Annotated in this window: 9 protein-coding genes; 1 reads left to right on the forward strand and 8 read right to left on the reverse strand. The window is 74.4% G+C overall.

Going from position 1 to position 7,048, the window contains the following annotated elements; all coding sequences use genetic code 11:
* From PYV61_RS18125 to PYV61_RS18140, 4 genes are all read right to left on the reverse strand, one after another.
* A partial coding sequence (locus tag PYV61_RS18125) for a hypothetical protein (protein WP_275834201.1) occupies positions 1-259 on the reverse strand: 259 nt, incomplete at its 3' end.
* Positions 256-654, reverse strand: a complete 399-nt coding sequence (locus PYV61_RS18130) for a BlaI/MecI/CopY family transcriptional regulator (RefSeq protein ID WP_275834203.1) — start codon at positions 652-654, stop codon at positions 256-258. The genes PYV61_RS18130 and PYV61_RS18125, both read right to left, overlap by 4 nt.
* Before the next feature lie 77 nt (positions 655-731).
* Complete coding sequence (locus tag PYV61_RS18135; RefSeq protein WP_275834205.1) at positions 732-1,139, reverse strand: hypothetical protein; 408 nt, start codon at positions 1,137-1,139, stop codon at positions 732-734.
* A complete protein-coding gene (locus PYV61_RS18140; protein WP_275834207.1) occupies positions 1,136-1,414 on the reverse strand; it encodes a hypothetical protein in 279 nt (92 codons plus the stop codon). Before PYV61_RS18140 ends, PYV61_RS18135 begins: the two co-directional genes overlap by 4 nt.
* Here PYV61_RS18140 and PYV61_RS18145 point away from each other — a divergent pair.
* Entirely contained in the window at positions 1,413-1,604 is a 192-nt protein-coding gene (locus PYV61_RS18145; protein ID WP_275834209.1) for a hypothetical protein, read from the forward strand. The two genes, PYV61_RS18140 and PYV61_RS18145, sit on opposite strands and share 2 nt — an antisense overlap.
* Here the strand turns inward: PYV61_RS18145 and ctaD are convergent.
* From ctaD to PYV61_RS18165, 4 genes are all read right to left on the reverse strand, one after another.
* Positions 1,565-3,727, reverse strand: a complete 2,163-nt coding sequence (gene ctaD / locus PYV61_RS18150) for a cytochrome c oxidase subunit I (RefSeq protein ID WP_275834211.1) — start codon at positions 3,725-3,727, stop codon at positions 1,565-1,567. The genes PYV61_RS18145 and ctaD overlap by 40 nt on opposite strands.
* 3 nt (positions 3,728-3,730) lie before the next feature.
* Positions 3,731-4,747 carry a cytochrome c oxidase subunit II gene (gene coxB, locus PYV61_RS18155; protein ID WP_275834213.1) on the reverse strand — a complete coding sequence of 339 codons (1,017 nt, stop codon included), beginning with the start codon at positions 4,745-4,747 and terminating at the stop codon, positions 3,731-3,733.
* Positions 4,744-5,256 carry a c-type cytochrome gene (locus PYV61_RS18160; RefSeq protein WP_275834215.1) on the reverse strand — a complete coding sequence of 171 codons (513 nt, stop codon included), beginning with the start codon at positions 5,254-5,256 and terminating at the stop codon, positions 4,744-4,746. The genes coxB and PYV61_RS18160 overlap by 4 nt, the downstream gene beginning before the upstream one ends.
* Before the next feature lie 13 nt (positions 5,257-5,269).
* The coding region (locus PYV61_RS18165) for a methanol/ethanol family PQQ-dependent dehydrogenase (RefSeq protein ID WP_275834217.1) at positions 5,270-7,048 on the reverse strand (1,779 nt) is incomplete at its 5' end.

The following is a 7,048-nucleotide window of genomic DNA, read 5'->3' on the forward strand; positions in this document are numbered from 1 at the left end:
CGACGGCCGCCGCCGCATGCGGCACCGCCACGACGGCGGGCGCCGGACGCTCCGCCGCCGGCAGCGCCACGTGCCACGCCGGGAGCGCGAAGCGGGCCGCCGGCAGCGCGAGCAGTGCCACGACGGCGACCGTCCAGCACAGGTGGCGCGCCGCCGCCGACGCGCGCCGCAGCGCCACGCGGTCGACCAGGAACGCGACCGCGAGGACGGCCGTCGCGCGCAGCAGCAGGTCGGCGACCACGCCCGCCGCGCCGCTCACGCGCCCTCCCCGCCCTCGCGGGCGCGCTCGAGCAGCCGCGCCATCCGGCGGTACTCGTCGTCGGTGAGCGGCGCGTCGGCCATGTCGAGCAGCGCCGCCATCGCGCTGCTCGGCGAGCTGCGGAAGAACGTCGCCACGAGGTGGCGCAGCGCCGAGCGGCTGACCTCCTCGGGGCGGTCGACGGGCATGTAGACGTAGCGCGGCCCGTCCTGCTCGAACGTCACGTACCCCTTCTCGGTGAGCAGGCGGAGCATCCCGCGCACGGCGGAGTTGCTCACCGGCTCGCCGAGCGCCTCCTGCACCTCGGCCGCGGTGGCGCGCCCGCGGGCGAACAGGATCTCCACGATCTGCCGCTCTCGGCGGCCGAGCTGGTCGAGCGGACGCGGCGCGGTCACGGGCCCTCCGGGTGTCAGTGCATTGACAGACTGTCAATACGATGACACCTGCCGGGCCTCCCGTCAACCCGGGCCGCTCACCCCGTGCCGCCCGGCTCGCACAGCGGCGCGAACCAGATCGTCGCCGCCTCGTAGACGATCCCGAGCCCGAACAGGAGCGCCCCCGCCATCCCCACCACCGCGAGCATCGCCACGTGCGCCGTGCGCGCGTCGAGGCGGTCGTGCAGCGGGGCGTCGCCGGCCCGTGCGCCGCGCCAGCAGCGCCGGGCCACCGCCCCGGCGCCCAGCGCGAGCGCCGCGAACAGCGCGCTGACGATGAGCAGCCCCGCGCGCGCCCCGGCGAACCGGTCGCTGGTGCAGGCGTAGGCGACGACCGCGTACGTCACCAGCAGGTGCGCCGCCCACGCCACGGGCGCCCCCAGCACGGCGGCCAGCAGCGTCCAGCGCGACGGCACCGGCGCGGCGGCGACGACCGGGGCGCTCACCCGGCCACCCGCGGCCACGCGTACACGGCGGCGACGACGGTCAGCCACGTCGCGGCGGCCGCGTAGCACACCAGCGACGCGTTGAGCGCCACGCCGCGCCCGCGCGGGTCCTCGGCCCGCAGCCACGCCCACAGCTGCGCCGCGACCAGCATCCCCGACGCCGACGCCGCCACCACCCCGGCGAAGCCGAGCAGCAGCAGCACGCTCGACGCGTAGGCGCTGCGCGCGGCGTCGAGCCCCGCCTCGCGCCACAGGGCGACGGCGAGCCACGTCATGATCACGCCGAGCGCGAACGCGGCCAGCAGCGGCCAGCGCCGCGCCGCCGGGGCGGGCGCGTGGTCGATGGTGTGGGTGAGCCAGCGCGTGGCGACGACGCCGAGCGCCGCGGCGCCGGCGGCCCACCAGGCCAGCCGCAGCGGCGGCGCCTACGCGGCCGGCACCGGCGACGGGCCCGCGCCCAGGTAGACGTACGACGCGACCAGCGTCCCGAGCGAGACGAAGATGATCGCCAGCAGCACCCACGTCCCCCAGTAGCCGTTCGACGAGCGGTCGCCCACCGGCAGCGGCAGCCGCACGGGGCCCGGCGCCGCCGGGGCGGGCGCGTCGGCGGGGACGGTGGCCTGGCCGCCGCGCGCGCCCTCGCCGCGCGCCGCGTACAGCTCGTCGATCGCCACGCGCTCAGTGTCGAGCGGCCAGAACCAGCCGGCCAGCGCGACCAGCGTGACGGCGGCGCCGACCCAGAACACCCACCCGATCTCGACCAGCGCGGCGACGAACACGATCGTGAAGCCGACCGACATCACGAACGGCCATGGGCTCTTGCGCGGCAGGTGCGCCAGCGCGAGCGGCCGCCCGTCGAGCACCCCGACCACCAGCGACCCGCGCCAGCGCGACGGCGCGTGGTCGAGCTGGCGCGCCGCGTCGGCGACGTCGGCGTCGTCCTCGGGGACCGGCAGCAGCGTCTCCTGCTCCCACATCGGGTGGCGGCTGCGCACCACGGGGATGCGCGCGAACTGCGCGTTCTCGGGCGGCGACGCCTCGCTCCACTCCAGCGTGTCCCCCTCCCACGGGTCCCTGCCGGCCGGCGCGCCGCCGCGCACCGAGCGCGCGAAGTTGACGAGGAAGAGCAGCACGCCGACCGCGAAGATCCCGGCGCCGACCGTGGACACGAGGTTCAGGACGTCGAGCCCGAGCCCCGTCGGGTAGCTGTAGACGCGCCGTGGCATCCCGCGCAGCCCCGACAGGTGCATCGGGAAGAAGGCGACGTTGAAGCCGACGAACATCGTCCAGAAGTTCCACCGCCCCAGCCGCTCGCCCAGCAGGTGGCCGGAGAACTTCGGGATCCAGTAGTAGAGCCCCGCGAAGATCGGGAAGAGCACCCCGCCGATCAGCACGTAATGGAAGTGCGCGACGACGAAGAAGGTGTCGTGCACCTGCCAGTCGAACGGCACCGCGGCGACCATCACGCCGGTGATCCCGCCGAGCAGGAAGATGACGACGCCGCCGACGCCGAACAGGAGCGGGGTGCGCCAGCGCGGGCGCCCGGCCCACAGCGTGGTGATCCACCCGAAGAGCTGGATCCCGTTGGGGATCGCGATCAGCATCGACGCCGCCGCGAAGAACCCCATCCCGACCGGCGACAGCCCGGTCGTGAACATGTGGTGGACCCACAGCCCGAAGCTGATGAACGCCGTCGCCAGCAGCGCCAGCACCATCAGCGTGTAGCTGGTGACCGGGCGGCGGGCGAACGTCTGCACGACGTGCGTCAGCACCCCGACCGCCGGGACGAACATGATGTAGACCTCCGGGTGCCCGAACACCCAGAAGATGTGCTGCCAGAGCAGCGGGTCGCCCCCGTACCGCGCGTCGAAGAACCGCGTCATCTCCTTGCGGTCCAGCTCCAGCATCGCGGTGCCGACGATCAGCGGCGTGAAGGCGAACACGATCATCACGCTCGTCACCAGCAGCGCCCAGCAGAACAGCGGCATCCGGTTGAGCGACATCCCGGGCGCGCGCATGCGGAGGATCCCGACGATCATCTCCGCCGCCGCGCCGATGGCCGCGACCTCGGCCACGCTCAGGCCGATGTCCCAGAAGTCCATGTTGTGCCCGGGGGAGTACTGCTTGAGGTTCAACGGGACGTACGCGAACCACCCGCCGTCGGGCGCGGCGCCGAACAGGAAGCTGGAGTAGATGTAGATCCCGCCGAACAGGTAGGTCCAGTACGACAGCGCCGTCAGCCGGGGGAACGGCAGGTCGCGCGTCCCGTTCAGCAGCGGGATCAGGTAGTTGGCGAACGCCTCCAGGAACGGGATGACGAAGAGGAACATCATCGTCGTCCCGTGCATCGTGAAGAACTCGTTGTACGTCTGCGCGTCGAGCACCGTCCCGTCGGGGCGCGCCAGCTGCAGGCGCATCACCAGCGCGAGCGCGCCGCCGATCAGGAAGAAGGCGAAGCTCGTCGCCATGTACCGCACGGCGATCGGGATGTTGTCGATGACCTGGAAGACGCCGAGGAGCCCCTTCGGCGCGTCCCAGGTCTCCTCGAACTCGCGCTTCCGCCGCTCGGCCGCCGCGTCGTCGGCCATCGGTCAGTCGAGCGTCTCGAGGTAGCGCACGATCGCGTGCAGCGTGCGGGGCTCCAGCGGCACCGACGGCATCAGGCTCCCGGGCTTGATGGACTGCGGGTCGGCCACCCACCCGGTCAGGTGCCCGCGCGTGTTGGGGAGCGTCCCCGCCGCCAGCGTCAGGCGCGACGCGAGGTGCGTGAGGTCGGGGCCCGCGTCGCCGCGCGCCGGGGTCCCGCGCACGGCGTGGCAGAGCACGCACCCCGAGTTCAGGAACGCCCCCTGCGCCGCGCGGGTCGCGGGGTCGGCGGGCGGGCGGGCGTCGGCGCGCTGCCGCGCCGCCCACGCCTGCCACTCGGCGGCCGGCTCGGCGACCACGGTGAACGCCATCTTCGCGTGCTGCGCGCCGCAGAACTCCGCGCACTGCCCGCGCCACCGCCCGGGGCGCGCCGCGGTGAACACGAGCGCGTTGGTGCGCCCCGGCACCAGGTCCATCTTCCCCTGCAGCCCCGGCACCCAGAACGAGTGGATCACGTCGCGGCTGCGCAGCCGCACCACGACGCGCCGCCCCACCGGCACGCGCAGCTCGTTGGCGGTCTCGAACTCGAGGTCGGGGCGCCGCGCGCGGTAGCGCACCTCCCACCAGTACTGCCGCCCCGTCACCTCGACCACGAACTCCCCCGGCGCGGGCGGCTCGTCGGCGCTCGCCACGGTGCGCGACGGGAGCGTGACCGCGCCCAGCGTGCGCATCGTGAGCACCAGGATCGGCATGAGCACGACGATCGGGAGCACGACGCCGCCGGCGACCATCCACCGCACGCCGGCGCGCATGCGCCGGTCGCCCTGCGTCTCGTCGGCGTCGCCGCGGCGGCGGAACAGCGCGTAGGCGAGGAACGCGAGGACGCCGACGGTGACCGCCGTCCCGACGACGAGCAGCACGTTCCACAGCAGGCCGATCTGCTCGGCCTCGGGGCCGCCCGCGCGCAGCGCCGACTGCGGCGCCACCGCCTGGCGCAGCGCCGCGAGCGGCAGCGCGCTCACTTCCCCGCCGCCGTGACCGCCGGCGCCTTGGGGTCGTAGCCCGCCTTCGCCTGCCCCTTCTTCGAGAGGTCCGTCAGGAAGGCGGCGATCTTCCACACCTCGCCCGGCGGCAGCTTGCCGGCGAACGCCGGCATCCCGTTCGGCCGCCCCTGCAGCACCGACTGCACGATGTTCTCGGGCGCCGCGCCGTAGATCCACTCGGCGTCGGCGAACGGCGGGCCGATCCCGCCGCCCCCCTCGGGCCCGTGGCACCCGGCGCAGTTCATCGACCCGTACAGCCGGCGCCCGGCGGCCAGCGCCTGCGCGTCGCCGTCGTACGGGTTCGTCGCCGGGACGTCGGGGGTGTAGCCGCCCGCGCGCAGCGCGCTGGTGCGCACCGGCGCCGCGCCCTCGGTCAGCGCCGCGTCGGGGAGCACGCGCGGCGGCTCGTCGCGGCACCCGGCGGCGAGCAGCGCGAGCGCGCACGTGCACGCGAGTGCCGCGCGGCGGAGCGGGGAGTGGTGCGACACGGCGCCTCCGGCGTCAGGGGAGCGCGAACACGTACAGCATCCCGCCCTGCGGCGTGTGCTGCGGCAGGTCGGGGACCGCGGCCGGGAAGCCGAGCCCCAGGTTCGGGTCCACGTCGGGCATCGTGCCGAGCGCGGCGACCCCCGCCCACCCGCCGACGCCGGCGAGGATCGCGACGTACTGCTTGCCGTCCGGGCCGCGGTAGGTGATCGGCTGGCCGATGATCCCCGAGCCCGTGCGGAACTGCCAGAGCAGCTTCCCCGTGCGCGCGTCCACCGCCTTGAACCAGCGGTCCATCGTGCCGTAGAACACGACGTCGCCCGCGGTGGCCAGCGTGCCGCTCCACGCCGGGAACTTCTCCGTGATCTCCCACGCCTTGCGCCGCGCCACCGGGTCCCACGCCGTCACGACGCCGCGGTGCCCCCCCGGCCCGGCGTACATGCGCACCTCGGCGCCGACGTACGGCGTGCCGGCGACGTAGCTCGCCTCCGTCCCCTGGTAGTCCATGCACAGGTTGTTGTGCGGGACGTAGAGCAGCCGCGTGCGCGGCGACCACGAGACCGGCTGCCAGTCCTTCATCCCGGGCGACGCGGGGCACACCTCGCGCGCCTGCCGGTTGCCGGTCGCCTTCTCCGGGTTGAGCACGGGGCGCCCGGTCTTCAGGTCGATCGCGCTCGCCCAGTTGACCGGCCCGTACGCGTCGGCCGACAGCACCTCGCCGGTCGCGCGGTCCATCACGTACATGAAGCCGTTGCGCTCCGGCTTGACCAGCACCTGCCGCGTGCGCCCGCCGATCGGCAGGTCGAGGATCACGTGCTCGTTGACGCCGTCGTAGTCGTGCTCGTCGTGCGGCGTCGTCTGGTACGCCCACCGCGCCTGCCCGTCGTCGGGGTCGCGCGCGATCGTCGCCGACGACCACTTGTTGTCGCCGGGGCGCAGCGCCGGGTTCCAGACGCCGGGGTTGCCGGTGCCGTAGTACACGAGGTCGAGCGCCGGGTCGTACGACAGCCACCCCCACACCGTCCCCCCGCCCACGCGCCACTGGTCGGGGTTCCAGCTGCTGACGCCGAGGTCGCGCCCCCGCTCGGTCGGGTAGAACGGGCGGAAGCCCGGGCCGATCAGCACGTCGGCGTCGGGGCCCGTGCTGTACGCGGTCCACAGCACCTGCCCGCTGTTCGCGTCGAGCGCCTTGAGCCACCCGCGCACGCCGAACTCGCCGCCGGCGTTGCCGACCAGGACCTTCCCCTTCACGACCAGGGGGGCCATGGTCATCGACTCGCCCTTGTTGATGTCGCCGAGCTGCGCGCGCCACACCTCGCGCCCCGTCTCGGCGTCGATCGCCAGCGTCTGCCCGTCGAGCGTGTTGAAGAACACCTTGCCGTCGGCGTACGCGGCGCCGCGGTTCACCACGTCGCAGCAGGCGACGCCGGGCGCGGCGCGCGACGGGCGCGGGTCGAAGCGCCACTTCATCGCGCCCCCCGGCTGCGCCAGGTCGATCGCGTAGAGGTGGTTGGGGAACGGGGTGACGACGTACATCGTGCTCCCCACCACCAGCGGCGCCGCCTCGTGCCCGCGCAGCACGCCGGTCGAGAACGTCCACGCCAGCTGCAGCCGCGCGACGTTCTGCGTCGTGATCTGGGTCAGCCCGCTGTAGCGCGTCGCCTGGACGTTCTTCGCGGGCATCAGCCACTGCCCGTCGTCGGCGACCGTGTCGGCGCCCGCGGCGGGGGCGGCGCTGCTCGGGGGCGCGGCGCCGCGCGCGGCGTCGGCGCCGGGGGACGCATCCTGGCGCCC

Source organism: Roseisolibacter sp. H3M3-2, from assembly GCF_029211165.1.
GTDB lineage: Bacteria > Gemmatimonadota > Gemmatimonadetes > Gemmatimonadales > Gemmatimonadaceae > Roseisolibacter.

Excerpts from the sequence above, each read along its gene's own strand:
- PYV61_RS18145 (WP_275834209.1), top strand. The coding sequence starts at position 1,413 with ATGATCACGCCGAGCGCGAACGCGGCCAGCAGCGGCCAGCGCCGCGCC.
- PYV61_RS18140 (WP_275834207.1), bottom strand. The coding sequence starts at position 1,414 with ATGACGTGGCTCGCCGTCGCCCTGTGGCGCGAGGCGGGGCTCGACGCC.
- ctaD (WP_275834211.1), bottom strand. The coding sequence starts at position 3,727 with ATGGCCGACGACGCGGCGGCCGAGCGGCGGAAGCGCGAGTTCGAGGAG.